Below are 26,833 nucleotides of genomic sequence, written 5' to 3' on the forward strand. Positions count from 1 at the left end.
CTATCTGCTTTGAAAAACGGCGCTGACCTCGGCCCGGATGATCCGCGCGATCAAGGCGCAATCCTCCAGCGAAAAGGTCAGCGGCACGCGCATGTCGATCAACCCCGCCAGCACCACATCGCTGGCGGGCATTTTTTCGGCCCGCGCATAGCGCCATGTGTCGTAGCGGCTGGTGAAACCCATAGGCTCGGCCCTGCCGAACCATTTCAACTCTACCCCGCGCGCAGCACAGCGCGCCAGCACCGCCTCGACATCCGCCGCCGACCAGTCTTTCAACAGGAATTGGATCGACGAGCCGACGATGCTCTCGGCCTCGGGCCGGTCGATGACCGTGAGCCCCGGCGTGTCGCGTAGCCCCGCCTCAATCCTCCGATAGCGCTCATTCCAGCGCGCCACCTGTTCCGGCAGCCGCCGCAACTGCGGGCGCAGCACCGCGGCGCGCAGGTTGTCCATCCGGCCCGAGATATTGGGCGTCTCATAGCGGATCGTCTCAAAGGCCTCCGGCCCCGGCGCGGCGGCGTGGCGGTCATAGAGCATGTAAGACCCCGACAGCATGATCGCCCGCGCGGCGACCTCGGCGTCATCGGTGATCAGCAACCCGCCCTCGCCCGCGTTCACATGTTTATAGGTCTGGCAGGAAAAACACCCGATCTTTCCCTGCGTGCCCGATGGCTTGCCGTTCCACGCCGCCCCCATCGTATGGGCGCAATCTTCGATCACCGTGATGCCGCGCGCATCGCAAAGCGCCATCAGAGCGTCCATGTCCACCAGATGGCCGCGCATATGGCTAAGCAGCAGCACATCGGCCTGATCCGCCTTGGCGGCGAGATCGTCGAGGTCGATCACCAGCTGCTCCGTCACGCCGACAAAGACCGGCACCGCGCCGAGCGACGCAATCGCCCCCGGCACCGGGGCGAGCGTGAAGGCATTGGTCAGCACCCGGTCCCCCGGTTTCACCCCCACCGCGCGCAGCGCCGTGGCCATGGCATAGCCGCCCGAGGCCACGGCAAGGCAGTATTTTGCCCCCGTCATCGCGGCGAATTCCTGCTCCAGCAGGGCAACCTCGGCCACCTCCCCCGGGGCGGTGTTATAGCGGTGCAACCGGCCGTGACGCATCACCGCCACCGCCGCCTCGATCGCGTCTTCGGGGATCGGCTCTTGCTGCGTGAAACTGCCGGTGAACCGCTCGGCCATCAAGCGGCTTTGCCGAGCAGACGTTCGATGACCTCCGGCAGATCGGCAAAATCGTCCAGAAGCGCTTCGGGCTCCAGCGCGGCCATGTCTTCGCCCGAGGGGCCAAAGGTCACCAGCACGCAAGGAACCCCTGCGGCTTTGGCGGTCTTGCGGTCGGTGTCGCTGTCGCCGATCAACACGCATTGCGCCGGATCGCCCCCGGCGCGGCGGGCGGTTTCGAACAGGTGTTCGGGGTCGGGTTTGCGCACGGCCAGACTGTCGGCCCCCAGCATCGCGCCAAATGCGTCGCGCACGCCGAGACGGGTCAACAAAAGCTCCGCCAAAGCCTCGGGTTTGTTGGTGCAGATCGCCACGCGGTAGCCTGCGGCTTTGAGGGCGGCCACAGCCTCCATCGCGCCGGGGTACATGATGGTATGGGTGTCGATGTCGCGCCCATAGGCCTCAAGCAGCATCGGGTAATAGCGGTCGATCGTCGCCGCGTCATCGGCACGGCCCAGCTTTTGCATCCCCAAGCTGAGCATCGCCCGCCCGCCGCGCAGCGCGGTGCCTGCATCCTCGGCATGGACCAGCACGTCGCCCTCGCCCATGTCACGGAAACAGGCATTGGCGGCGGCGATCAAATCACCCGAGGTATCGGCCAAAGTGCCGTCGAGATCGAAAACGACTGTCTTCACTGGGTACTCCTTGGGCGGAACCCCGCCTTGCAAAATGGCATCGTGTTGCAGACCGCAATTTAGTTTGATGGGCCGCAACCTTGCGCCTTTGTGCGAAGCGCGTAAAGAGAATGCAAGCTGAAGGACAAAGAGATTTACATGGAAACTGCATTGATCATCCTCGCCGCGGGCAAGGGGACACGGATGAACTCGGACCTGCCAAAGGTGCTGCACCGCGTGGCCTCCGCCCCGATGCTGGAGCACGCCATGGCCGCAGGCGCCATGCTCGGCCCCCGCCATACGGTCGTGGTGGCAGGCCACGGGGCCGATCAGGTCCGCGCTGCCGCCACCCTCTTTGACGAAGACGCGCAGGTCGTCGAACAGACCGAGCAACTGGGCACGGCCCATGCGGTGGCACAGGCCCGCCCGGCGCTGGACGGGTTCGACGGCATGGCGCTGGTGCTTTACGGGGACACACCCTTTGTCCAGCCCGAGACGCTTGAGAAGATGCAAGAGGCGCTGACGACGCATGATGTCGTGGTTCTGGGGTTCGAGGCTGCCGAGCCCGCCCGCTATGGCCGCCTGGTGATGCAGGGCGAGGCCTTGGAGCGGATCGTCGAATTCAAAGACGCCTCCACCGAAGAGCGCGCCATCACCCTGTGCAACTCCGGCGTGGTGGCCTGCAAATCCGAACTGCTCTTCGATCTAATCGACAAGGTCGGCAACGACAACGCTTCGGAAGAATACTACCTCACCGACATCATCGGCATCGCCCGCGCCGAGGGCCGCAGCGCCACGGTCGTTACCTGCGACGAGGCCGAGACCATGGGCGTGAACTCCCGCGCCGATCTGGCCAGGGCCGAGGCCGCGTTCCAATCCCGCGCCCGCGCGCTGTTGATGGAAGACGGCGTGACCTTGGTCGCCCCCGAAACCGTTTTCCTGTCGCGCGATACTTTCATCGGGCGTGATACGGTGGTGGAGCCCAACGTCGTCTTCGGCCCGAATGTTACCGTGGAATCCGGCAGCACCATCCGCGCCTTTTCGCATCTCGAAGGCTGCCACGTCTCACGCGGCGGGGTCGTCGGCCCCTATGCCCGGTTGCGCCCCGGCGCGGAACTGGCCGAAGATGTGCGCATCGGGAATTTCGTCGAGGTGAAGAACGCGCAGATCGCCGAAGGGGCCAAGGTCAACCACCTGAGCTACATCGGCGACGCCACCGTGGGCGCGCGCAGCAACATCGGCGCGGGCACGATCACCTGCAATTACGACGGGGTGATGAAACATCACACCACCATCGGCGCGGGGGCGTTCATCGGGTCGAACACCATGCTCGTGGCCCCGGTGACCATTGGCGAGGGCGCGATGACCGGCTCGGGCTCGGTCATCACCTCGGACGTGGAGCCAGAGGCGCTGGCCCTGTCACGCGCCCCGCAGGTTGAGAAACCGGGCATGGCGCGCAAGATGTTCGAAATTTTAAAGGCCAAGAAGGCCAAACTGCAGAGGGGCAGCTAATTATGTGTGGAATTGTGGGGGTGCTGGGCACCCATGAAGTCGCGCCGATCTTGGTCGAGTCCCTCAAGCGTCTTGAATATCGCGGCTATGACAGCGCCGGGATCGCAACCCTGAACGAAGGCAAGCTTGAGCGCCGTCGCGCCTTGGGTAAGCTGGTAAACCTCTCGGACGCGCTGGTGCATGAGCCGCTGGCAGGCAAGTCGGGCATCGGACACACCCGCTGGGCCACCCATGGCGCACCGAGCGTCACCAACGCCCACCCGCATCAGGCCGGGCCGGTGGCCGTGGTGCATAACGGGATCATCGAAAACTTCCGCGAGTTGCGGGCCGAATTGGCCGAACATGGCGCGCAATTCGTGACCGAGACCGATACCGAGACCGTGGCCCTTTTAACCCAGCATCACATGGCACAGGGCGCAGACCCGGTGGCGGCCGCCAAACAGACGCTTGCCCGCCTCGAAGGCGCTTTCGCGCTGGCTTTCCTTTTTGACGGTCACGACGACCTGATGATCGCCGCGCGCAAGGGCTCGCCCCTGGCCATCGGCTATGGCGAGGGCGAGATGTATGTGGGCAGTGACGCCATCGCGCTTGCCCCGCTCACCCATCAGATCGCCTACCTCGAAGAAGGCGATTGCGCCGTCATCACCCGGACCTCGGTGGAGATCACCGACCGCAACGGGGCGCTTGCCAACCGCGCGATTAAATCCGTGCAGATCGACAATACCCGCATCGATAAGGCGGGGCACAAACACTTCATGGCCAAGGAAATCGCCGAGCAACCCGGCGTGATCGGCGCGGCCATCGGCCACTACCTCACCCCCGATGGCGAGATCAACATCAGCGCGCAGGACATTGATTTTACGCAGTTTGACCGGATCCTCATGGTCGCCTGCGGGACCGCCTCCTATGCCTGTTTCACCGCGAAATACTGGTTTGAACAGATCGCCCGCCTGCCGGTCGAGATCGATGTCGCCTCGGAATTCCGCTACCGCGAGCCGCCGATCCCGCCCCGCACACTGGCGGTTTTCGTCAGCCAATCGGGTGAGACCGCCGACACGCTGGCTGCTCTGCGCTATTGCGAGGGCAAGGCCGCGCGCATCCTGTCGGTCGTCAACGTGCCCGAAAGCTCCATTGCCCGCGAAAGCGATCTGGCACTGCCGATCTACGCCGGTGTTGAGGTTGGCGTCGCCTCGACCAAAGCCTTCACCTGCCAGCTGGTCGTGCTCTTCGCGCTGGTGCTCAAAGCCGCGCGGGACCGCGAGGTGATCAGCACCGACACCTTCGCCGATCACATCTCAGCCCTACGGGGGCTGCCCGCAATCATCAGCACCGCGCTGGAGCAAAACGACACGATGCAGGAGGCCGCGCTCAAGCTCTCCCACGCCCGCGACGTGCTGTTCCTTGGCCGGGGCCAGATGTACCCCCTCGCCCTTGAAGGCGCGTTGAAACTCAAAGAAATCAGCTACATTCACGCCGAAGCTTATGCATCGGGTGAACTTAAACACGGCCCCATCGCGCTGGTGGATGAGCATGTGCCGGTGGTGGTCATGGCGCCGCGCGACGCGCTCTTCGACAAGACCGTCAGCAACATGCAAGAGGTCATGGCCCGCAAGGGCAAGGTGATCTTGATCTCCGACGCCAAAGGTCAGGCCGAGGCCAATGACGGCGTTTGGTTCAGCATAGAGATGCCCGCGGTGCCGGATGCGCTGGCCCCTATCCTCTATGCGGTTCCGGCGCAATTGCTGGCCTATCACACCGCCGTGGCGAAGGGCACGGATGTGGACCAGCCGCGCAATCTGGCGAAATCGGTGACGGTGGAATGACCCCTGAGGCTGCATTGGTAGAACTCGAAGCGCAGGCCCACCCGGCCCGCGCGGAAGAGATGCGCGCCTATCATAAGGCCGATCGGCGCTATCTCGGCCTGACCAACCCGGAGATCGCGGCGCTTGCGCAAACGTGGCGGGCGGCGCTGGATGTCGAAGGCCGTGTCGCCCTCGCCGATGGGCTGTGGCAGTCCGACATTTTCGAGGCGCGTGTGGCCGCGGCCAAATTGCTGACCCAAGCGCGGCTGCGCCCCGATGATCAGGCCGCCTGGGCGTTGATCGCAAGCTGGACCGCTGATTTCGACAGTTGGGCGATTGCCGATCATGCCAGCATGGCGGCGCAGAAACGTCTGGTGGCCGATCCCACCCGCTTGGACGAGGTGGAAGCTTGGGTCGCCTCGGATCACCTTTGGACACGGCGCGCGGCGCTCGTCTCTACCCTGCCATGGACCAAGCAGAACAGTCCCAAGCCGGAGGAACTGGCCGCGCGGGACCGCATCCTTGGCTGGGCCGCGACTATGGTGCCGGATCACCGCTGGTTCATTCAAAAAGCAATCGGCTGGTGGCTACGCGACCTGTCGAAACACGACCCCGAGCGGACCCGTGGCTTTATCGCCGCCCATGGGGAGGCGATGAAACCGTTCGCGGTGAAAGAAGCCCTGCGCCTGCTGAAAAAGGCAGAAGGCGCAGGTTGACCCTTAGCCTTCGGTCGAGACCTCGACCGTGGTGAGGTCGGTCAGCGATGCCCCGATCAAACGCAAGGCGGGCAACGACATGCGGCTGCCTGCGGTTGCGGGCCCCTCCAGCGGGATCAGCGTCACGGCGGCGGATTTGCCCGTGGCAGGGTTGGTCACTCGGCCCGGCTGTTCGGCATCGACAAGGGGTGTTTTCAACCACAGGCCTGGCTCCGTTGCGCTGCCAAGGCTGACCACGGTCGACCCCAAGGTGGCACCGGCGCTGGCGGGCGCGCGGGTGGCCGCTTCGCGCTCTGCCGCCGTGGTGGTATCCAGCGCCTCGGCACTGCTGCCCGCAGTGGCGATGGGAGAAGCGGCGGGCGGCGTTGCAGGGGCTGCTGCGCTCGGGGTTGCGACCTCAGCCTTAGCGTCGACCGATGCCGTTGCAGGTGCAGGTTCGGACTGGCTGGCATCCATCCCGAGGCGTTCCGACAGATTGCTGCAACCGGCGGTCGCGGCGGCGATGAAAAGCGGTAAGATTATACGTGTCATCCGCGCAGCCTATCTGCGCCCTGCCCCCTTATCAATCGCCCAAATGGCGCTTGCCCCGGGTTGGGCGGGGCATTACCTATAAAGCATGACAGCACCCCTCATCGACCCCTTCATGCGCGCGATTACCTATCTGCGCGTCTCCGTCACCGACCGCTGCGACTTTCGCTGCGTCTATTGCATGTCGGAGAACATGACCTTTCTGCCCAAGAAGGAATTGCTGACGCTCGAAGAGTTGGACCGCCTGTGCAGCAACTTCATCGACCTCGGCGTCGAGAAGCTGCGCATCACCGGGGGCGAGCCGCTGGTCCGGCGCGGCATCATGACTTTCTTCGACGGCATGAAACGGCATCTCGAAAGCGGCAAGCTGAAGGAGTTGACGCTGACCACCAACGGCAGCCAGCTTGAACGCTTCGCCGATGATCTCTACGCCGCCGGTGTGCGCCGGGTGAATGTCTCGCTCGACACGCTGGACGAGCAGAAATTCGCGGATATCACCCGCTGGGGCCGCCTGCCGCAGGTGCTGCGCGGGATCGACGCGGCGCAGCGCGCGGGGCTGAAAATCAAGATCAACGCGGTGGCACTCAAGGGCTTTAACGAGCCGGAACTGCTGCATATCACCGAATGGTGCGCCGAGCGCGGCATTGACCTGACGTGGATCGAGGTCATGCCGATGGGCGATCTGGGCAACGAGGACCGGTTCGGCCAATACTGGTCACTGCGCGACGTGCGCGCGCGTTACGCCGAACATTACACCGTCACCGATCTGGCCGAGCGCACGGGCGGCCCCGCGCGCTACGTCCGGCTGGAGGAGACCGGGCAGAAAATCGGCTTCATCACTCCGCTGAGCCACAATTTCTGCGAAAGCTGCAACCGTGTGCGGGTGACGTGCACAGGCGAGATTTTCATGTGTCTGGGTCAAGAGGACGTGGCTGACCTGCGCAAACCCCTGCGCGATCACCCGGACACGGATGTGCCGCTGCAAGAGGCGATCCGCGCGGCCATCGACCGCAAGCCCAAGGGGCATGATTTCGACTATTCGCGGCAACGTGTCGACGGGCAGATGCCCCGCCACATGAGCCACACGGGCGGCTGAGCCCTTGGCGGTGCCGTTTCTCTACCGGGCATGGGTCGCGGCGAGCCGTGTGATCTTGCCCGTGGCCGGGCGGCGCTCCATGGCCAAACTGCGCCGTGCCGAGGTCACGCCGGAACGCGCGCGCGAAAAGCTGGGCCATGCCAGCCAGCCGCGCCCCGAGGGGCAGTTGATCTGGTTTCACGCAGCCTCGGTCGGCGAGAGCCTGTCGGTTCTCGCACTGATTGACCGGATGGGGCACGCCCTGCCGCAGGCGCATTTCCTCATCACTTCCGGCACCGCCACCTCGGCCCGTTTGGTAGGGAGCCGCCTGCCCCCGCGCACAGGTCATCAGTTCGCCCCGCTCGACGCCCCCGGTCCGCTGAAACGGTTCCTTGACCATTGGCGCCCCGATGCGGCGCTCTTCGTGGAAAGCGAGCTTTGGCCGCAGATGCTGCGGCGGACCCATGCGCGGGGCACGGCGATGGCGCTGATCAACGCCCGCCTCTCGCAACGCTCGATCGAAAGCTGGCAGAAACGGCCCGCGCTGGCGGGGTTCCTCTTTGGCGTGTTCGACCTGATCCTGACGCAGAATGACGCGATGGCCCGGGCGATGAGGACGATCAACGCCCCCGCCGACCGGGTCACGCCCGGGATCAACCTCAAGTCCATGGCAGGCCCCCTGCCGCAGGATGAGGGGACCATCGCCGAGGCGCGGGAGGCCTTGCAGGGCCGCCCTGTCTGGATCGCCTCCTCCACCCACCCGGGCGAGGAGAAAGCGGTCTTGGAGGCGCATCGCCAACTGCTGGAGCGCATCCCCGAGCTGTGCCTGATCCTTGCCCCCCGCCACCCTGAGCGCGGTGACGAGGTGGCAGGTCTCATCGCCAGCTACGGACTAACCCATGGGCGCCGAACACGCGGCGATATGCCGCGCGAAGAGGTTTATCTGGCCGACACTCTGGGCGAGTTGGGCACATGGTACGCCCTATCCGACATCGTCTTTCTGGGCGGGTCGCTGCACCCGATCGGAGGGCACAACCCCTATGAGGTCGCGCAGGCCGGGGCGATGGTGCTCTCGGGCACCCATGTCGCCAATTTCGCCGAGACCTATGCCGAGATGGAAGCCGAGGGCGCCGCGCGTCTGGTGGCGGGCACGCAGGATTTGGCGGAGCGTGTGGGGGATCTGCTGCGCAATGATATCGCCCGCGCCTCTGGCCTGGCGGCGGCCAAATCCTATGCCTCGGGGCAGACCGACAAACTCGACAGTATTACCGAACGGCTGATCACGGCCCTGCGCCTGCGAGGGGACAGCGATGCCTGAGCTTTTCGTCACCAACTACAACCGTAATTTCACCGGGGTGTCGGCCACGGCGGCCAATGTGGTCCGGCAACAGGTCGACCGGCATGACCTAGCGCTGGTGGGCCAGCCCCTGCCCGGCTGCCCGCTGCCGCTGACCCGCGTCGCCGCAGGGCGGATCACCCGCAAACATCCCCCCCAAGACCGCCCCTTCGCCATTTGGCACGTGCGCCGCAACACGGAAATGCGCAGCGCGCTTTGGCTGCGCGATGTGCGCGGCGCGAATATCCGGATCGTCTTTACCTCTGCCGCGCAGCGCCTGCATTCGGCCTATCCCCGCTGGCTGATCCGGCAGATGGACGCGGTAATCGCCACGACCGAACGCGCAGCGGAATTCGTGCCCCATGTTCGCGCCGTGGTGCCGCATGGGGTGGACACCGGTGTCTTCTCCCCCGCCACCAACCGGGCGAACGCTTGGGAGCAGTTGGGCTTTGGCGGCACCCATGGCATCGCCACCGTGGGGCGCATCCGGCCTGAGAAAGGCACCGATCTTTTCGTGGAGGCCATGCTGCGCCTGCTGCCCCAACGCCCCGGCGCGGTGGCGCTGGTGATTGGACGGGCGGGCGGCAAACATGAGGCGTTTCTGAACAGGCTCAAGGCACAGGTCGAGGCCGCGGGCCTTGCCAATCGGCTCCTTTTCATCGGCGAATACCCCGCCGCCGACCTGCCGAAACTGATGCGCGCGCTGTCGCTGGTGGTGCAACTGCCGCGCTACGAGGGCTATGGCATGGTCCCGCTCGAAGCGCTGGCCTCGGGCGTGCCTTTTGTCGGCAGCGATGCGGGCTATTACGGCGCGTTCTCGAATGGCGGACGGGTCGGTAAGATCGTGCCACTGGGCGCGGCGGAAGCTGCGGCGCAAGCTGCGCTGTCCCTGCTCGAGCGCGAGGATCAAGCCGCCCTTTCCGAGGCCGCGCGCCATTGGGCCGAACAGCGTTTCAGCGCCCGGGCCGAGGCCGATGGGATCGAAGCCGTCTACAACGCGCTTTGGGAGCGCGGCTAGCCCGAAAAGGAAAACGCGCCCCCGAGGGAGGCGCGCTCTAAGCACTACCGATGGCCGGATCAGGCCGCGGGCATCCGCTGTTCGACGATGCCGGCCCACCAGCTACAGCCTGCCGGAATGGCTTCGTCGTTGAAGTTATATTCCGGATGGTGCACCGCCGCCGTTTCGCCGTTGCCGACGAGGATATAGGCGCCCGGGCGTTCCTCGAGCATGAAGGCGAAGTCTTCGCCGCCCATCACGAGCGGCGCTTCTTCGCATTGGCCCGAGATCGAGCGTGCCACGTCGGCGGCAAACTCGGTCTGCGCCTCGTGGTTCACCATGACTGGGTAGCCACGGTGGTAGGTCACGTCAGCCGTGCCGCCAAAAGTGCCCGCGATGCCGTTGCAAATCTCCTTGATGCGCTTTTCGGCCAGTTCCCGCATCTCGGCGGACATGGTGCGCACTGTGCCTTTGATCTGCACCTTCTGCGGGATCACGTTAAAGGCTTTCGAAGATGTCTCGAAGGAGGTGACCGAGACCACGATCTGCTCCACAGGGTCGGCATTGCGCGCGGTGATGGTCTGCAGCGCCAGCACCGCCTGCGCGGACATCACGGTGGTGTCGACGGTCTCATGCGGCTTAGCGGCATGGCCGCCGCGGCCTTCGAAGGTGATGTCAAACTGGTCGGTCGCGGCAAAGAACGAGCCTGCGCGGATGCCGAAAGTGCCGGTGGGCATGCCGGGCCAGTTGTGCATGCCATAGACTTCCTGGATGCCCCAACGGTCCATCATGCCGTCTTCGCACATCTCGCGACCGCCGCCGCCGCCCTCTTCGGCGGGCTGGAAGATCACCACGACGGTGCCATCGAAGTTGCGGGTCTCGGCGAGGTATTGCGCGGCACCGAGCAGCATGGCGGTGTGGCCGTCATGGCCACAGGCATGCATCGCGCCATCGGTCTTGGAGGCGTAGTCCAGCCCGGTCTGTTCGTGGATCGGCAGCGCGTCCATGTCGGCGCGCAGACCGATGACCTTGCCCGAGCCGGTCTCCTTGCCCTTGATCACGCCGACGACACCGGTGCGGCCGATGCCCTCGACAACCTCGTCGCAGCCAAAGCTGCGCAGCTTCTCGGCCACGGTGGCCGAGGTGCGGTGGGTTTCGAACAGGATCTCGGGGTTCTCATGCAGGTCGCGGCGCCATGCGGTGATATCGGCGTGCAGCTCGGCAAATCGGTTCTTAACGGGCATTTAGGAAGTATCCTCCAGAGTTGGGTTAGGCGCTGTTTTCATGCAGTCGCATTTATCTGCCACATGCTTACGCCCTTGCCAGCCGGTCCTCAACCACCTGCGCGAACCATGAGCAGCCTGCCGGGATCGCGGCATCGTCAAAGTCGTATTCGGGGTGGTGGACCGTCGCCCCCTCGCCATTGCCGATCATAATATAGGCACCCGGTCGCGCATTGAGCATATAGGAAAAATCCTCACCCGCCATGATCGGCGGCGTGTCGCGGTCGGTGCCGGGGGTGACCTTGTCAGCGGCCTCCGTGGCATAGCGGGTTTGCTCTGCGTGGTTGCGGGTGACCGGATAGCCACGGCGGTAGTCGATCTCGGCCCGGCACTGATGCGCCTCTGCCGTCAGGCGGGTGATGTCGTGCAGACGACGCTCGGCCAAATCCTGAACCGCCGGATCCAGCGTCCGCACCGTGCCGCGCAGAAGCACCTGATGCGGCAGGACGTTGTGGCTGTCGGTGTCGCTGCGCAGGGTGCAGACCGAGACGACGACCTGCTTCAACGGATCGGTGTTGCGGCTGACGATGGATTGCAGCGCGATCATCACATGGGCGGCGGCGAGGTTCGTGTCCACCGCCTCATGCGGGGCCGCGGCATGGCCGCCTTGGCCCGTCAGCGTGATGTTGAACTCATCCGCCGCGGCCAGCAGAGCGCCCTCGCGGATCGCGAAATGCCCGGTGGGGTGCCCGGGCATGTTGTGCATGCCGTAGACCTCGTCGATGCCCCAGCGGTCCATCAGCCCTTCCTGCACCATGACATTGCCACCGCCGCCGCCCTCCTCGGCCGGTTGGAAGATCAGCACCACGCGGCCATCGAAATTGCGTGTCTCGGCGAGGTATTGGGCGGCCCCCAGCAACATCGCCGTATGGCCGTCATGGCCGCAGGCATGCATCTTGCCGGGAGTCTTCGAGGCATGCGGCAGCCCCGTCGCCTCGGTGATCGGCAGGGCATCCATGTCGGCGCGCAGGCCGATGGTGCGGCCCGAGGTATTGCTCTGCCCCTCGATCACCGCGACCACGCCGGTCTGGGCGATACCGGTGGTAATGTCGGTGATGCCGAAGCTGCGCAGCTTCTCTTCGACGAAGCGCGAAGTCTCGGGCAGGTCGAACATCAATTCCGGGTGCTGGTGCAGGTGGCGGCGCCAAGCGGTGATCTCGGCATGGGTCTCGGCAAAGCGGTTCTTGATCGGCATGGAATGTCCTTTTGCAAATGATTTCAAAGCGTCGGGCCAAGGCGGATGGCACTGCCATCCCTGAAACGGTCGGCGCGGAATCTGCTCAGATCATGGCCCGTCGCATCGCCCATGACCAGTGCCGAGAGCACCCGCCCCATCGCCGGGCCGATGCCAAAGCCATGGCCCGACATGCCGGTGCCGATGACGAGGCCGGGGATCTGTGCGCATGCATCCACCACCGGCACGATATCGGGCATCACGTCGATCATCCCTGCCCATGAGGCGCGGGCGGTGATCGGCGGCAACCCCGGATAAAGCGCGGCAAAGCGTTTGCGCGCCCGGCGCAGCGCGCGGTGGTCCGGCATGGGGTCAAGGATGCGCATGGCCTCGAAGGGGCTGTGCGCGTCGGCGGCCCAGTTCCGCGGCGTACGCCACGCATCGGGAAAGCCGCGCGGGGCCGCGGCGCGGAGGCGTTGGCCGAAGGGGCTTTGGCGCAGTTGCGGCAGGTAGTGGCGTAGGGCGCGGAAGGCATCGGGGCCGACGAAAAGATCAGGCCGCCCACCCGGCGCCAGCGTGTAGCCGCCATCGGCGCGGCGGCGGAAGGCCAGCCCCGCCTCGGCGGCGGCACCGGCATGGACCTCGGGCAGCACATTGGTGGCCAGCACGCTCTCGCGCACCGAAAGCTGCGGCAGGCTGACACCATGGGCACGCAGGAACAGCGCCGACCACGCCCCGCCCGCCAGAACGATCGAGGCGCAGCGCACCGCGCCCGCTTCGGTCACCACGCCCGCCACGCGCCCGGCGGCAAGGTCGAGGCGGCGCACCGCGCAATTCTCGATGATCTTCACCCCCTCGCGGGCCGCCAGCGCCGCCAAAGCGGGCACGGCGACCCAAGGCTCGGCCCGCATGTCCGAGGGGGTGGTGAGCGCCCCGGCATAGGTTCCGGCCAGCCCCGGGAACGCCTTGGCGACTTCGCCCGCGTCCATCAACCGGCTGTCGACGCCGTGGGTCTTGGCATGGGGCAGCCAGTCGGCATAGCCCTGCATCTTGGCCTCGGTTCCCGCCAGATAGGTGACGCCGGTCTGCTGCAGGCCGATGTCGCGGTCGAGTTCTGGCGCAAGCTCACGCCAAAGCCGCGCGGCTTCCACCATGATCGGCAATTCGTCCGGGTCGCGACCCTGTTGCCTGATCCAGCCCCAGTTGCGGCTGGATTGCTCCGCGGCGATGCGGCCCTTTTCCAAAAGCGTGACCTGCCGCCCGGCGCGGGCCAGAAACAAGGCGGTGCAGACGCCGATCACCCCGCCGCCGATGACCACGACCTCGCTGTCGCGGGGCGGGGTGCGCGGATAGCTGGCGGGAGTGGCAAGGGTGATAGGAAAAGCGGACATGCGGACCCCGAGGGCTGATGCCGCGCGGCTGCACCGGGCGGCCGTGGAAAGGACCGGCCCCGCGTGGGGCCAGCCTCAGGTCTGTCAGGGAAAGCTCAGCCCTGCAAGCGGGTCAACAGACGGCGCATGAAATCGTGACCGGCCTCGAATTGCGCCACTTCGATGAACTCGTTGGGCTGATGCGCCTGCGCGATGTCGCCCGGGCCACAGATCACGGCGGAATAGCCCGCCTCCTGGAACTGCCCTGCCTCGGTGCCGTAGCTGACCTTATGGCTAGCGTTGTCGCCGGTGATCTGGCGCACGATCTGCTCGGCCTCGCCGTCCTTCTCGGGCTGCAGGGCGGGGACGTCGAAACGAGTCGAGGTTTCGATATAGGTCTCGGGCACCACGTCCTGCATCTGCTTTTCGACCTCGCGCACCTTCTTGAGGTAGGCGGTGCCCCATTTGTCCTTGTCCTCGCCTGGGACGACGCGGAAATCCATCGCGAACTTGCAGTCCTTGGCGGTGATGTTATGCGCCGTGCCGCCTTCGATCACGCCGACATGGGCGGTGGTGAAGGGCGGGTCGAACATCGCCGCGATCTCGGTCGGGCGCGCGGCCATGTTGTCGCTGTTCACGTCATTGGCCCATTCAATCAGCTTTGCGCCCGCCATGATCGCATTGACCCCGGTGTGCAGAAGCGAGGAATGCACCTCGAAACCCACCAGATGGGTGTTGAAGCCGATGCCGCCCTTATGGCCGGTCACCGCCTGCATCGTCGAAGGCTCGCCCACGATCACCGCCTTGCCCTTGGGCAGCACGTCCTGCATCGCCTGAATCATCGGCGGGGCACCGGTGCAGCCGATCTCCTCGTCGAAGCTGAGCGCGATCTGCAGCGGGCGTTTCACTTGCCCATAATGCGCCTCGACCAAAGCCCAGATCGCCAGCGCGTCGAAGCCCTTCATGTCGCAGGTGCCGCGCCCGTAGTAGCGGCCATCCTTCTCGACCACGGTGAAGGGATCGGTGTCCCAGGCCTGCCCGTCGACCGGCACCACGTCGGTGTGACCGGACAGGACCACGGCCCCCTCCTCCCATGGGCCCGCATGGGCAAAGAGCGCGTGTTTGGGCTGCTCGGGGTCGATGTAGCGGTGGCTCTCGATCCCGTGGGAGGCGAGGTAGTCCGCCACCCAGTCGATCAGCGGGATGTTGGTGTCGCGCGACACGGTGGGAAAGCTGATGAGCTTGGTCATCAACTCAAGCGGGGTCAGGCGTTCGGTCATGGGTGTTCTTTCAATAGCCGCTGTCGGTGATCAGCACATGGTGCCCCGGCTCCACCTCGCGATAGACCGAAGGCTCGGGCCGGTAACTGACCGGATGGATTGGCGAGGGGATCGGCTTGAAGTTCAGGTCCTTCTCGGACTTGCGGCGGCGCGGATCGGCGATCGGCACGGCCTTCATCAGCGCCTGCGTATAGGGGTGCTGCGGGTTCTCGAAAACCCGCTGGCGCGAGCCCATCTCGACGATGCGGCCCAGATACATGACGCCGACGTAATGGCTGACGCGCTCGACCACGGCCATGTCGTGGCTGATGAAGAGAAACGACAGTTCCATCTCGGCCTGCAGCTCCATCATCAGGTTCAGCACCTGCGCCTGCACGCTCACATCGAGCGCCGAGACCGCCTCGTCCGCGATGATCAGCTTGGGGTTCAGCGCAAGCGCGCGGGCGATGGCGACACGCTGGCGCTGGCCGCCTGACAGCTCATGCGGGAAGCGGCGCATGAAGCTGCGCGGCAGTTCCACGCGGTCAAACAGCATCTCGATTCGCTTGGTGACGTCGCCACCCCTGAGGGTCGCGAAATTGTGGATCGGCTCGGCCACCTGATCGGCCAGTTGCATCTGCGGGTTGAGCGAGGCGAAGGGGTCTTGGAAGATCATCTGCATGTCGAGCCGCGCAGTGCGCAGCGCCGATTGGTCGAGCGACATGATGTCGACACCGTCGAGCTTCACCTCCCCCGACATCGGCTCCACCAGCCGCAGGATCGAGCGCCCTGCGGTGGATTTGCCGCAGCCCGATTCGCCGACGAGGCTCAGGGTCTGGCCCTTGTTGAGCGAGAAGGACAAGTCCTCCACCGCATGCACATTGGCCACGGTGCGGCGCAGGAAACCGCCCTGCACCGGGAAGCGCGTGGTCAGGTTCTTGACCGACAGAAGCACCTCCTCGCGGCCCTTGATCGGCACGATCTCCTTGTCGGGCGTGCCCAAGAGTTTCATCGGCTCGGGGTACGGCTTGCCCGTCATCTCGCCCAGCTTCGGCACCGCGGCCAGCAGCGCCTTGGTATAGGGGTGCTGCGGGTTCTCGAAGATCTCCTCGACGGTGCCTTCCTCGACCTTCTTGCCGCGGAACATGACCACCACGCGGTCGGCCATCTGCGCCACCACGGCCATATCGTGGGTGATGAACATCACCGCCGTCCCGGTCTCGCGCTTGAGCCGGTCCATCAGGGCGAGGATCTCGGCCTGAATGGTCACGTCGAGCGCGGTGGTGGGCTCGTCGGCGATCAGCAAGCGCGGCTCGCAGGCCAGCGCCATGGCGATCACAACGCGCTGGCGCATGCCGCCCGACAGCTCATGCGGATATTGCTTGAGCCGGCGCTCGGGCTCGGGGATGCGGACCTGTTTCATCAGTTCCAGCGCGCGGGCCTCGGCCTCTTTGCGGGTCATGTTCAGATGCAGCCGCAGGCCTTCGGTCATCTGCTTGCCGATGGTAAAGACCGGGTTCAGCGCGGTCATCGGCTCCTGAAAGATCATCCCGATCTCGTTGCCGCGAATCTTGCGCATCAGATTGCCACCGCTGGCCGCCAGATCGACCTGGCCTTCTTCACCGCGCTCAAAAAGCAGGCGACCGCCTGCAATTTCACCGCCGCCATACTCAACCAGCCGCATCAGCGACAGCGAGGACACCGATTTGCCCGATCCTGATTCTCCGACCACGCAAACCGTTTCACCGGGATTGATGTCGAAACTGACATCCTCGACACCGACAACGGGGCCATCTTTGGTTTGAAGTTCGACGCGCAGGCCCTGAATTTGGGCGATCGGCGCCCCGTTTGTGTGATCCAGCATCTGTTTCCCTGTTGTTTTTATTGCGCAGATTTGCCCGACGCTACGGCGAATGTCACGAGACTGTCAAACCTGACGCGCAGAGTTCGGGCTTTGCCATAATTGCGCCACGTCCGCCCTTGCAATTTTTTGCAAACCTGTTTCGATATAGCCCATGCAGTTTGGAAAGAGCGCTTCGATCACAGGTTGAATATTACTTGTTTTGTTATGTTTAGCTGGCGAAGCTCATGTTCTTTCCGGGGCGATAACAACAAGGCGGGGCACATCCCGTTGACAAAATGCGGCACGCCCACGTGTCCAACATGGAGTAAGATATGAAATTGAAGACCCTATTGATGGGGGCTGTCGCATCGACCGCGTTTGCCCCTATGGCCTTTGCCGAAGCCCATGAGGGCGAGCGGGGCCGCGACGGCGAAGTCAAAATCATCTATTGGCAGGCGCCTTCGATCCTGAACCCCTATTTGTCGAGCGGCACGAAGGACGTCGAAGCCTCCTCGCTGATCCTCGAACCGCTGGGCCGCTATGACGAAACCGGCGCGCTGGTCCCCTATCTGGCAACCGAGATTCCGACGCTGGAAAACGGCGGCGTGAGCGAAGACCTCAAGACCATCACATGGAAGCTGAAAGACGGGCTGATGTGGTCCGACGGCACCCCCGTCACCGCCAATGACGTCAAATTCACCGCCGATTACTGCATGAACCCCGAAGGCGGCTGCGCGCAGTTGGCTAAGTTCGAAGGTGTCTCCTCGGTCGATGTGGTCGATGACCAGACGGTAAAGGTCACCTTCTCCGAACCGATGCCAAACCCCTACGGCCCCTTCATGGGCGGCCAATCCCCGATCATTCAGGCGGCACAGTTTGCCGATTGCACCGGCGCCAAAGCGCCTGAGTGCACCGAGGCCAACTTCAACCCCATTGGCACCGGCCCCTTCACCGTCACCGAGTTCCGCCCGAACGACGTGATCACCATGGCCGCGAACGAAAACTATCGCGATCCGAGCAAGCCTGCTTTCGCCACGCTGACCTTCAAAGGCGGCGGTGACGCGACAGCGGCGGGCCGTGCCGTGATGGAAACGGGTGAGTTCGACTACGCCTGGAACCTGCAACTGGCCCCCGATGTCATCGCCAAGATGGCCGAAGGCGGCAAGGGCAAGCCGATGTCGGCTTTCGGCACGCTGGTTGAGCGTCTGGAACTGAACATGACCGACCCCTCCCCCGATCTGCCGGAGGGTGAGCGCGCCACGGCCAAACACCCGCACCCGATCCTGGGCGATGAAAAAGTGCGCCGCGCGCTTTCCATGGCGATCGACCGCGAATTGCTGGTCGAAGTGGGCTACGGCCAAGCGGGCCGCGCGACCTGCAACATGGTGCCCGCGCCCGAGCTTTACGCCTCGGACAACACCGACTGTCTGACCCAAGACATCGAAGGCGCCAAGGCGCTGTTGGACGAAGCGGGCTGGGTCGACAGCGATGGCGACGGTGTGCGTGAGAAGGACGGCGAGAAACTGTCCCTGCTCTACCAGACCTCGACCAACGCCGTGCGTCAGGACTTCCAAGCGCTGATCAAAGATTGGTGGAGCCAGATCGGCGTTGAAACCGAGCTGCGCAACATCGACGCTTCGGTCTTCTTCGGCGGTGACCCCGGTTCGACCGACACGTTCCAGCGTTTCTATGCCGACGTTGAAATGTACGCCAACAACTTCGACGGCACCGACCCGCAAAGCTACCTTGCCCAGCGGACCTGCGCCAAATTCCCCAGCCCCGAGACACAGTGGCAGGGCGAAAACATCAACCGCTTCTGCAACGAAGAGTATGATGCGATGGTGGCCGAACTGGGCCGCACCGGCGAAATGGAGAAGCGTGGCGAACTGGCCAAAAAGCTGAACGACATGCTGACCAAAGACAGCTACTCGATCCTGCCGCTGGTGGACCGGGGCCGCGTCTCGGCTGCCTCCAACACCCTTGGTGGCGTTGTGCTGAACACATGGGACTCCGAACTGTGGAATGCCGCCGATTGGTACCGCATGGAAGAGTGATCTAGGACGGAGGCGCGGCGGGCCCGCGCCTCCTTTCATCGACCTTCGGGGGTGTGCGTCATCCGCGCGCCCCGTCTCGCCCCCACCCCCTCACAGACTGACCTACAAAGGCGACGCCCATGTTGACCTTCACCATCCGACGACTTCTTTTGTCGATCCCGACGCTTTTGTTTATCAGCCTGGTGATTTTCCTGCTGCTGCAACTCGCCCCCGGCGACCCGATGGCCCAGGTGCCGCTGACGGTCCCGCCCGAGGTGAAAGAGAAGATGCGCGAGGCGCTCGGCCTCGGCCAGCCGATCTATATCCAATATTGGAAATGGCTCGTGCAGGTCTTTTGGATCGAGCCGCAGGTCTTCATCGACTATCTGACCAACCGCTCCGCCCTGTTTAGCTGGCTGCCCGACACCAACCTGTCGGACGGCAAGCTGCGCGTGATCTCCTGGCAGACCCGTTCGCCGGTGATGGACATCGTGATCCAGCGCATGCCGCAGACCCTCTGGGTCGTGGGGCTGGCCTATATCGTGGGCATCGTCATCGCGATCCCCATCGGCATCTACTCGGCCTACCGGCATTACTCGGTCTTCGATCAGGCCGGGACGTTCATCACCATGATCGGCTTCTCGATCCCGCCCTTCTTCACCGGACCGCTGCTCATCGTGATCTTCTCGGTCTCTTTGGGCTGGCTGCCCTCGATCTATGACACGACCCATGTCGTGAACGATTGGGAGAGCTTCAAGGTGCAGTTCTTCCAGATGATCATGCCGGTGATGGTGCTGGCGCTGCAAACCACGGCGCAGATCAGCCGCTACATGCGCGGTGCCATGCTCGACAACCTCAACCAAGACTACGTGCGCACCGCCCGCGCCAAGGGGCTGAAGGAAAGCGTCGTGGTCATGGTCCACGTGCTGCGCAACTCGATGATCCCGGTGGTCACCGTTATCGCGCTCGGCATGCCCGCGATCTTCGGCGGCGCAATCATCACCGAGAACGTCTTCAAGGTGAACGGCATCGGCCAGCTGCTGCTGACCGCGCTGCGCGCCAACGACCTGCCGATGGTGATGACCCTGACCTTCATCTTCGCGGTGCTGATCGTGCTGTTCAACCTGATCGCAGATATCCTCTACGGCCTGCTTGACCCAAGGATCCGTTATGACTGAGCAACCCATTCCCGCAAGCCCGGTCGAAGCCGACCTCGAATTCATGAAGGCCCTGCAAGACAAGGGCCCGCAAAAACCGCCGCGCAGCCAATGGCGCGACGTTTGGGACCAGTTCCGCAAGCACAAGGGCGCTCTTTTTGGCGGCGGCTTCCTGATCTTCATCACGCTGGCCGTGATCTTTGGCCCCTATCTGTGGGACATCGACGCCAAGAAGCTGGACATCCGCAACAAGAACTGGCGGCCGATCTACAACCTGCTGTGGGACGGCGATGCCAAAGCGGGCTGGGCGCATCCCTTCGGCACCGACCAATTGGGCCGCGACATCCTTGCGCAGATGCTCTTTGGCGGTCGCGTGTCAATGGCCGTGGGCTGGATGGCGATGGCGCTGGCGCTGATCATCGGCACCGCCGTGGGCGTGCTCTCGGGCTTTTTCAAACGTATGGATTTCTGGCTGATGCGCTTCACGGACCTGATCCTCAGCCTGCCGATCCTGCCGCTGGTGCTGCTCGCGGTGACCCTCTTCGGCCAACCGCTGCGGGCGCAGTTCGGGCCGGAGGGCGGCATGTTCATCCTCATCGTCTCGGTCATCAGCCTAACCTCATGGATGCAAACCGCGCGGATCGTGCGCGGCGACATTCTGGCGCTGAAAGAGCGTGAGTTCATCCTCGCCGCCCGTTCCATCGGTACCACCCCGGGCAAGATCATTCGCCGGCACCTGCTGCCCAACGTGATCTCGCCGATCATGGTCTCGGCCACCCTTGGCCTCGCGACCGCGATCATCACCGAGAGCGCGCTGAGCTTCCTCGGCGTCGGTTTCCCCTCGGACTTCCCGACATGGGGCAAGCAATTGGCCGATGCCGTGGACCGGATGCAGGAGTTCCCCGAGCGGGTGATGCTGCCGGGCATCGCGATCTCGCTGACGGTGCTGGCGGTGAACTACCTCGGCGACGGTCTGCGCGACGCGCTGGACCCGCGCATTCGCGGGCGCTGAGCAAAATAAGGACCGACCGGCCCCCGCCCCCTGTGGCAGGGGCCGATTGTTTCGCGCCCTTTGACGCAGGGTGAACAGCGTCGCCGCTTTCGCCATCGAAACGGAATTTGTTTCACCCCTCCGGGGGTCGGCCCTGTACGCTTTCACTTGATTGTGACCCGCGCCCGCTCCAAATGGGAAATAATTCCGTTTTCGAGGGTTTTCGCGATGTTTGAGTCTTTCGGCTTTGAAGAGACGACAGCAAAAGAGGCGTCCGTTCTGCTGGCGGCCCTCATCGGGCTGGCGTTTGGCGTGCTGGCGCAGCGCACGCGGTTTTGCTTTCGCCGGAGCCTTGTGGGTGAAGACCGACGCCAAGCGCTTGGCATCTGGCTGACCGCGCTGGCGCTCGCGGTGATCGGCACGCAGGCCGCCGTGGCCGCCGGGTGGATCAGTTTTGACGCGCATCGTTTCATGGCTTCTGAAGTGCCGTTTCTGGCGATTGGCATCGGCGGGCTGCTGTTTGGCGCGGGCATGGTGCTGACACGCGGTTGCATCTCGCGCCTCACGGTGCTGACCGGCGGCGGCAACCTGCGCGCGGCGCTGGTGGTGCTGGTCTTTGCCGTGGTGGCCCATGCGACGCTGAAGGGCGTCTTGGCACCGCTGCGCGTGGCGCTCGGCTCTGTCACCGTGGATATGGGAGAGAACGTGAGCCTCGCCGCCCTGCCCGGCGGTGCGCTGCTCTGGGCTGGTGTGATCGCCGTGGCGGCGCTGGCCTATGCGCTGCGCTCGGGCAACCGTGCGGGGCAACTGGCGATGGCGGCGCTGATCGGTCTCTTGGTCCCCGCCGCATGGGTGGGCACCGGGTTCATCCTGTTTGATGAATTCGACCCGATTGCGATGGAAAGCCTTAGTTTCACCTCCCCCTCTGCCGATACGCTGTTCTGGACCATCGCCAGCAGTTCGATCCCCGCGGGCTTTGGCACTGGGCTTTTGGGGGGCGTCTTTGTCGGCGCGTTGATCGCCAGCCTCGTCGCGCGGGAGTTTCAGTGGCAGAGCTTTGACGCCCCCCGCCAGACCGGGCGCTACCTGACCGGGGCCACCATGATGGGCGTGGGCGGCGTCTTGGCCGGTGGCTGCACCTTGGGCGCAGGGCTCTCCGGGGTGCCGACCCTTTCGGTCGCGGCCATCGAAGCCATTGTGATGATCGCTTTGGGCGGCTTGGCCATGCAGGCTCTGCTCAGCCGATCTTCCGCCGCAGACGGCGCAGCATCCACCACACGCCAAACACAACCGGCAGCGTAACGGCGGCCGTCAGCAGCCCCTTGCTGACCCCCAGCGGCGCGGCCAGCGGGTAGAGCAGATAGCCCGCCAGCGACACCGCGTAGTAGCTGATTGCCACGACCGACAGCCCCTCTACGGTATGTTGCAGGCGCAGTTGCAGGTCGGCGCGGCGGTCCATACTGGCAAGGATCGCTTGGTTCTGGGCCGAGCGTTCCACATCCACCCGCGTCCGCAAAAGATCCGCGGCCCGCAGTGCCCGCGCGGCGAGGGTTTGCAAGCGCGTCTCGGTCGATTTGACCGTGCGCATCGCAGGCGCATAGCGGCGCATCATGAACTCGCCAAAGCCCTGCCGCCCCAGAAAACGCGCCTCACGCAGGGCTGAGATACGTTCATAGACGATGGCCTCATATGCCCCCGTGGCGGCGAAACGATAGGCGGTTTCCGCCGTCAGCGCCTCCAGCGCGACCGAGACATCCAGGAGCGCGTGCAGCGTTTCCTCAGCCGCCGTGCCCGCCCCGCTGCGCATCGCCCCCATGAGGGTCGAGAGCTGCCCATCCAGATCGTTCAACGCCGCGGCCATGTCGCGCGCCTGCATGAACCCCAGCATCGACATCGCCTTATAGGTCTCGATCTCGCAGAGCCGCTGAACGATCCGCCCAATCCGCCGCTGGCCGGTCGTCGCATCGGTAAAGAGCGCAAGGCGCAGATGGCCTGCGGGGTCGATCCGAAAGTCGCTGGCCACCACCGCCGCCCCATCCAGCACCTCCGCCACGGCGAGGCTTTCGGGCACGAACCAGTCCTGCAAATGCGCCGCGATCTCATCGTCGGCTTCCGGCTTCGGCAGCACCGTAAGCAGGGCCGAGGTGATCCGCTCCCCCTGCACCTCGGCCAGCCAATCCTCTGGAAAAGCGTCGAAATCCGTGGCGGCAAAGGGCAGGCTTCGGCCCGAGGGGGCAATGACCGTATAGGTAACGAACTCGGTATGCTGCTCCCATTTCAAGGTGAAGCGGCCCATCTCTCCGTAATAATGCGTGGCCGCCGCATCGGCGCGTGGGGCGCCGTAATGGGCCAACAGCGCGTTCAACTCGGCCTGTGGCGTGGCATCCGCCGATAGTTTCACTGCCAAAAAGGCCACCCGCGAGGGCGCGGCGAGTTGCGGAAACGGGCGCGCGTGCATTTCGCCGGTAAGGGCAAGCCGCTGGGGGTGGTCTTTGATCGGGGCCATGACGGGGTCCGCTGTTGGGGAGTGTATCCCGCCGAGAATAGCGTCATTGCCGTCGAATAACAGACAAAAATGAAGCCATTTCAATCACTTGATGCATACCGAAGTATACCGCTGGCCAAAATGGCAAACGCCCCACCGTTTCCGGCGGGGCGCTTTGAGGGCTGTGCAGGGAATTTTTCGAAAATTCCCTGCCGTTTTCTTTGAAAGAAAACGTCAGTCGATCAGCGGCAGCAGCTTGTCGAGGCTCGCCTTCGCGTCACCGTAGAACATGCGCGTGTTCTCCTTAAAGAACAGCGGGTTCTCGATGCCGGAATAGCCCGTGCCCTGCCCGCGTTTGGAGACGATCACGGTCTTGGCCTTCCAGCATTCCAGCACCGGCATGCCGGCGATGGGGCTGTTGGGATCGTCCTGTGCGGCGGGGTTCACGATGTCGTTGGAGCCGATGACGATGGCAACGTCGGTATCGGGGAAATCCTCGTTGATCTCCTCCATCTCCATCACGATGTCATAGGGCACCTTTGCCTCGGCCAGCAGAACGTTCATGTGCCCGGGCAGACGGCCCGCCACCGGGTGGATGGCGAAACGGACGTTCTTGCCCTTGGCGCGCAGCTTCTTGACCAGATCGCTGACCGCACCTTGCGCCTGTGCCACCGCCATGCCGTAGCCGGGGATGATGATGACGCTATCGGCCTCGTTGAGCGCTTGCGCCACACCGTCGGCCTCGATCGCCACCTGCTCGCCCTCGACCTCCATCGCGGGGCCAGAGGTACCGCCGAAGCCGCCGAGGATGACCGAGATGAAGCTGCGGTTCATCGCCTTGCACATGATGTAGCTCAGGATCGCACCCGAGGAGCCGACCAGCGCGCCGACCACGATCAGAAGATCGTTGCCAAGCGAGAAGCCGATCGCCGCCGCGGCCCAGCCCGAGTAGCTGTTCAGCATCGAGACAACCACCGGCATGTCCGCACCGCCGATGCCCATGATCAGGTGATAGCCGATGAAGAGCGCTGCCAGCGTCATGACAAACAGCGGCAGGAAGCCACCGGTGTTGAAGTACCAGATCAGGCAGAGCAGCGAGATCACAGCGGCACCGGCATTGAGCAGGTGACCGCCCGGCAGCTTAGTGGCGGCAGAGCTGACGCGGCCCGCCAGCTTGCCATAGGCGATGACGGAGCCGGTGAAGGTCACCGCACCGATGAAGACGCCGAGGAACAGCTCGACCCGCAGAATGGCGATCTCGACACTGTCCTTCTTGGCCAGCAGCGCCGCGAAGCCTTCGGTCGCCTTGCGCGCCACGTCGTCCATCGCCAACACGTTGCCCAGTTCGATATGGGCGTTGTAGCCCACGAAAACGGCGGCAAGGCCGACGAGGCTGTGCATCGCCGCGACAAGCTCGGGCATCTGCGTCATCTGCACGCGGGTGGCCAGCTGGTAGCCGATGGCACCACCGGCGGCGATCAGGATCAGCGAGAGGAGCCACAGCCCCGCCCCCGGCCCGATCAGCGTGGCAATGACCGCCAGCGCCATGCCGGCGATCCCGTACCACACCGCACGTTTCGCGCTTTCCTGCCCCGACAGACCGCCGAGCGACAGGATGAAGAGAACCGCTGCGACCACATAGGCCGCTGTCGTGAATCCGTATTCCATGTTGCGCGCTCCTTCAGGATTTCTGGAACATGGCGAGCATGCGCCGTGTCACGAGGAAGCCGCCGAAAATGTTGATCCCGCACATGAAGACCGACAGGGCAGCAAGTAGGATCACCAGCCAGGAGCCTGAGCCGATCTGCATCAGCGCGCCCAGAATGATGATCGAAGAGATCGCGTTGGTCACCGCCATCAGCGGCGTATGCAGGCTGTGCGCCACGCCCCAGATGACCTGAAAACCGACGAAGACCGCCAGAACGAAGACGATGAAGTGCTGCATGAAGCTGGCCGGAGCGACAAGCCCCACCCCCAGCAGCAGCGCCGCGCCCACGACCAGCAGCGTGACCTGGCTCTTGGTCTGCTGCTTGAAGGCCGCCAGTTCCTCGGCGCGTTTCTCCTCAGGCGTCTTTTCCTTGACCTTTTCCTTCTTCGGCGCCGCCGCGATGGCCGCGACCTTGGGCGGAGGCGGCGGGAAGGTCACTTCCTTCTCATGGGTGATGGTGGCGCCGCGGATGACGTCATCTTCCATGTCGTGGTCGATGACACCGTCCTTCTCGGGCGTCAGATCCGCCATCAGGTGGCGGATGTTGGTGGCGTAGAGCGTCGAGGCCTGTGTCGCCATGCGCGAGGGGAAGTCGGTGTAGCCGATGATCGTGACACCGTTGTCGGTCACGACCTTCTCGTCCATCTTGGTGAGCTTGCAGTTGCCGCCCTTCTCGGCGGCGAGGTCGACGATCACCGAGCCGGGCTTCATCGCCTGCACCATATCCTCGGTCCAAAGCTCCGGCGCTTCGCGGTTGGGGATCAGCGCCGTGGTGATGACGATGTCCACATCGGGCGCCAACTCGCGGAACTTGGCGAGCTGTGCTTCACGGAATTCGGGGCTGGAGACGGAGGCATAGCCGCCCGAGGCGGAGCCGTCCTGCTGCTCTTCCTCGAAGTCGAGATAGACGAATTCGGCGCCCATGCTCTCGACCTGTTCTGCCACTTCGGGGCGCACGTCGAAAGCCAGCGTGATCGCGCCGAGCGAGGTCGACGTGCCGATCGCCGCAAGACCCGCGACGCCTGCACCGACGACCAGCACCTTGGCCGGGGGCACCTTGCCCGCAGCGGTGATCTGCCCGGTGAAGAAACGCCCGAAGTTGTTGCCTGCCTCAATCACGGCACGGTAGCCCGCGATGTTCGCCATCGAGCTGAGCGCGTCCATCTTCTGCGCGCGGCTGATACGCGGCACCATGTCCATCGCCATGACGGTCGCACCTTTGGCGGCAGCGGCCTCCATCAACTCGGTGTTGCCGGCGGGGTTGAACATGGAGATCAGCGTCTGGCCTTCGCGCAGGCGTGAGACCTCGTCGTCAGAAGGCGGGCGCACCTTGGCGACCACATCGGCGGCCTCATAAAGCGCAGCGGCGGATTGCACCACCTCGACGCCCGCGGCCTCATAGGCGGCATCGTCAAAGCCCGCAGCAGCACCGGCGCCCGTCTCGATGACGCAGCTATGACCGAGCTTTTGCAGTTGCAGTGCGCTTTCCGGGGTCATCGCGACCCGGTTCTCGCCCTCAAATATTTCTTTTGGTGTCCCGATCTTCAAACCAAGAGTCCCCCTTTGCTGGCCCGTCGCGCCGCTCTGGCGCAACTTTGTTAGTCAGAGCGATAGCGCGCGCGCAGCAATAGTACAAGCAAACCGCGGGGTGAAACGCTGCAAAATTGCTGCACCGCGACAAGGAGAGAACGGTTTGCTGAATTCGGCGCAGAGATAG

The 26,833-nt window shown here is 64.4% G+C and carries 21 protein-coding genes; 10 read left to right on the plus strand and 11 right to left on the minus strand.

The window, feature by feature from the left end:
• Positions 1 to 1,194 carry a DegT/DnrJ/EryC1/StrS family aminotransferase gene (locus tag ACGYK7_RS05620; protein ID WP_394399833.1) on the minus strand — a complete coding sequence of 398 codons (1,194 nt, stop codon included), beginning with the start codon at positions 1,192 to 1,194 and terminating at the stop codon, positions 1 to 3.
• Positions 1,194 to 1,868, minus strand: a complete 675-nt coding sequence (locus ACGYK7_RS05625; RefSeq protein WP_394399835.1) for an HAD-IIIA family hydrolase — start codon at positions 1,866 to 1,868, stop codon at positions 1,194 to 1,196. The genes ACGYK7_RS05620 and ACGYK7_RS05625 overlap by 1 nt, the downstream gene beginning before the upstream one ends.
• A gap of 138 nt (positions 1,869 to 2,006) precedes the next feature.
• Here ACGYK7_RS05625 and glmU point away from each other — a divergent pair, with 138 nt between their 5' ends.
• From glmU to ACGYK7_RS05640, 3 genes are read left to right on the plus strand one after another with little or no spacing between them, the layout of a single operon-like run.
• Positions 2,007 to 3,359, plus strand: a complete 1,353-nt coding sequence (gene glmU / locus ACGYK7_RS05630) for a bifunctional UDP-N-acetylglucosamine diphosphorylase/glucosamine-1-phosphate N-acetyltransferase GlmU (protein WP_394399837.1) — start codon at positions 2,007 to 2,009, stop codon at positions 3,357 to 3,359.
• Positions 3,360 to 3,361: 2 nt separating this feature from the next.
• A complete protein-coding gene (gene glmS, locus ACGYK7_RS05635) occupies positions 3,362 to 5,182 on the plus strand; it encodes a glutamine--fructose-6-phosphate transaminase (isomerizing) (RefSeq protein ID WP_394399839.1) in 1,821 nt (606 codons plus the stop codon).
• A complete protein-coding gene (locus ACGYK7_RS05640; protein ID WP_394399841.1) occupies positions 5,179 to 5,877 on the plus strand; it encodes a DNA alkylation repair protein in 699 nt (232 codons plus the stop codon). Before glmS ends, ACGYK7_RS05640 begins: the two co-directional genes overlap by 4 nt.
• 3 nt (positions 5,878 to 5,880) lie before the next feature.
• On the opposite strand, the gene ACGYK7_RS05645 is transcribed toward ACGYK7_RS05640, so the two are convergent.
• Entirely contained in the window at positions 5,881 to 6,408 is a 528-nt protein-coding gene (locus ACGYK7_RS05645; RefSeq protein WP_394399843.1) for a hypothetical protein, read from the minus strand.
• An 85-nt stretch (positions 6,409 to 6,493) separates the two neighbouring features.
• On the opposite strand from ACGYK7_RS05645, the gene moaA reads away from it, so the two are divergent.
• Genes moaA through ACGYK7_RS05660 form a run of 3 tightly spaced genes read left to right on the plus strand, consistent with a single transcriptional unit; the run spans position 6,494 to position 9,834 of the window.
• Positions 6,494 to 7,501 (plus strand): GTP 3',8-cyclase MoaA, encoded by a 1,008-nt coding sequence (gene moaA / locus ACGYK7_RS05650; protein WP_394399845.1) that lies wholly within the window; start codon positions 6,494 to 6,496, stop codon positions 7,499 to 7,501.
• Positions 7,502 to 7,505: 4 nt separating this feature from the next.
• Positions 7,506 to 8,798, plus strand: coding sequence for a 3-deoxy-D-manno-octulosonic acid transferase (locus tag ACGYK7_RS05655; RefSeq protein WP_394399847.1), 1,293 nt, complete (start codon positions 7,506 to 7,508; stop codon positions 8,796 to 8,798).
• Positions 8,791 to 9,834, plus strand: coding sequence for a glycosyltransferase family 4 protein (locus ACGYK7_RS05660; RefSeq protein WP_394399849.1), 1,044 nt, complete (start codon positions 8,791 to 8,793; stop codon positions 9,832 to 9,834). Before ACGYK7_RS05655 ends, ACGYK7_RS05660 begins: the two co-directional genes overlap by 8 nt.
• A gap of 59 nt (positions 9,835 to 9,893) precedes the next feature.
• On the opposite strand, the gene ACGYK7_RS05665 is transcribed toward ACGYK7_RS05660, so the two are convergent.
• The 5 genes from ACGYK7_RS05665 to ACGYK7_RS05685 all read right to left on the minus strand — a co-directional run bounded on the left by ACGYK7_RS05665 (position 9,894) and on the right by ACGYK7_RS05685 (position 16,763).
• Positions 9,894 to 11,057 (minus strand): M20 aminoacylase family protein, encoded by a 1,164-nt coding sequence (locus ACGYK7_RS05665; RefSeq protein WP_394399851.1) that lies wholly within the window; start codon positions 11,055 to 11,057, stop codon positions 9,894 to 9,896.
• A gap of 67 nt (positions 11,058 to 11,124) precedes the next feature.
• Positions 11,125 to 12,291, minus strand: a complete 1,167-nt coding sequence (locus ACGYK7_RS05670; protein WP_394399853.1) for a M20 aminoacylase family protein — start codon at positions 12,289 to 12,291, stop codon at positions 11,125 to 11,127.
• Positions 12,292 to 12,314: 23 nt separating this feature from the next.
• On the minus strand, positions 12,315 to 13,661 hold the full coding sequence (locus ACGYK7_RS05675) for an NAD(P)/FAD-dependent oxidoreductase (RefSeq protein WP_394399855.1): 1,347 nt from the start codon (positions 13,659 to 13,661) through the stop codon (positions 12,315 to 12,317).
• A 95-nt stretch (positions 13,662 to 13,756) separates the two neighbouring features.
• The gene (gene argE / locus ACGYK7_RS05680; protein WP_394399857.1) at positions 13,757 to 14,920 is read right to left on the minus strand and encodes an acetylornithine deacetylase; all 1,164 of its coding nucleotides are present in this window, start codon (positions 14,918 to 14,920) and stop codon (positions 13,757 to 13,759) included.
• Between the two features lie 10 nt (positions 14,921 to 14,930).
• Positions 14,931 to 16,763: a dipeptide ABC transporter ATP-binding protein gene (locus ACGYK7_RS05685; RefSeq protein WP_394399859.1), complete on the minus strand. Its 1,833-nt coding sequence runs from the start codon at positions 16,761 to 16,763 to the stop codon at positions 14,931 to 14,933.
• 311 nt (positions 16,764 to 17,074) lie between these two features.
• Between ACGYK7_RS05685 and ACGYK7_RS05690 the strand changes: the two genes are divergently transcribed.
• The 4 genes from ACGYK7_RS05690 (at position 17,075) to ACGYK7_RS05705 (ending at position 22,225) form a co-directional block, all read left to right on the plus strand.
• Positions 17,075 to 18,796: a peptide ABC transporter substrate-binding protein gene (locus ACGYK7_RS05690; RefSeq protein ID WP_394399861.1), complete on the plus strand. Its 1,722-nt coding sequence runs from the start codon at positions 17,075 to 17,077 to the stop codon at positions 18,794 to 18,796.
• Between the two features lie 119 nt (positions 18,797 to 18,915).
• Complete coding sequence (locus ACGYK7_RS05695) at positions 18,916 to 19,953, plus strand: ABC transporter permease (protein ID WP_271687693.1); 1,038 nt, start codon at positions 18,916 to 18,918, stop codon at positions 19,951 to 19,953.
• Positions 19,946 to 20,944 carry an ABC transporter permease gene (locus ACGYK7_RS05700; RefSeq protein ID WP_394399863.1) on the plus strand — a complete coding sequence of 333 codons (999 nt, stop codon included), beginning with the start codon at positions 19,946 to 19,948 and terminating at the stop codon, positions 20,942 to 20,944. Before ACGYK7_RS05695 ends, ACGYK7_RS05700 begins: the two co-directional genes overlap by 8 nt.
• A gap of 207 nt (positions 20,945 to 21,151) precedes the next feature.
• The gene (locus ACGYK7_RS05705; RefSeq protein WP_394399865.1) at positions 21,152 to 22,225 is read left to right on the plus strand and encodes a YeeE/YedE family protein; all 1,074 of its coding nucleotides are present in this window, start codon (positions 21,152 to 21,154) and stop codon (positions 22,223 to 22,225) included.
• Here ACGYK7_RS05705 and ACGYK7_RS05710 read toward each other — a convergent pair.
• The 3 genes from ACGYK7_RS05710 to ACGYK7_RS05720 all read right to left on the minus strand — a co-directional run bounded on the left by ACGYK7_RS05710 (position 22,161) and on the right by ACGYK7_RS05720 (position 26,664).
• Positions 22,161 to 23,429 (minus strand): DUF3422 family protein, encoded by a 1,269-nt coding sequence (locus ACGYK7_RS05710; RefSeq protein ID WP_394399867.1) that lies wholly within the window; start codon positions 23,427 to 23,429, stop codon positions 22,161 to 22,163. The genes ACGYK7_RS05705 and ACGYK7_RS05710 overlap by 65 nt on opposite strands.
• Before the next feature lie 213 nt (positions 23,430 to 23,642).
• Positions 23,643 to 25,076, minus strand: a complete 1,434-nt coding sequence (locus ACGYK7_RS05715; protein ID WP_394399869.1) for an NAD(P)(+) transhydrogenase (Re/Si-specific) subunit beta — start codon at positions 25,074 to 25,076, stop codon at positions 23,643 to 23,645.
• A gap of 13 nt (positions 25,077 to 25,089) precedes the next feature.
• Positions 25,090 to 26,664, minus strand: coding sequence for a Re/Si-specific NAD(P)(+) transhydrogenase subunit alpha (locus ACGYK7_RS05720; protein ID WP_394399871.1), 1,575 nt, complete (start codon positions 26,662 to 26,664; stop codon positions 25,090 to 25,092).
• Positions 26,665 to 26,833: the final 169 nt, after the last annotated feature.

This window comes from Sulfitobacter sp. 1A15299, assembly GCF_043556915.1.
In the GTDB taxonomy this organism is placed as follows: domain Bacteria; phylum Pseudomonadota; class Alphaproteobacteria; order Rhodobacterales; family Rhodobacteraceae; genus Sulfitobacter.